This is a genomic window from Bradyrhizobium sp. SHOUNA76 (assembly GCF_023006445.1).
GTDB lineage: Bacteria > Pseudomonadota > Alphaproteobacteria > Rhizobiales > Xanthobacteraceae > Bradyrhizobium.
In genome coordinates this window covers 1-229 of record NZ_JALBHA010001204.1, presented here as the reverse complement: position 1 = coordinate 229, position 229 = coordinate 1, and the positions used below count along the sequence as shown (strand labels likewise).

General features: G+C 60.3%; 1 protein-coding gene. It reads right to left on the bottom strand.

Features of this window, described 5'->3' with window-relative positions:
- On the bottom strand, window positions 1–229 hold a 229-nt coding region (locus MOV74_RS41370), incomplete at both ends, for a transporter substrate-binding domain-containing protein (RefSeq protein WP_246933150.1).

Below are 229 nucleotides of genomic sequence, written 5' to 3'. Positions count from 1 at the left end.
GGTCAGATAATGGGTGTTGGTGAAGGCGACCTGCTTCTGGCGCTCGGCGTTGTTGGTGGTCGAGCCGCATTCGAGGTCGATGGTGCCGTTGGCCATCAGCGGGATGCGGGTTGCCGACGTCACCGGGTTGAGCTTGACCTCGAGCTTGTCGAGCTTGAGCTCCTTCTTCACGGCGTCGACGATCTTGTAGCAGATGTCCATCGCGAACCCGACGGGCTTCTGGTTGTCA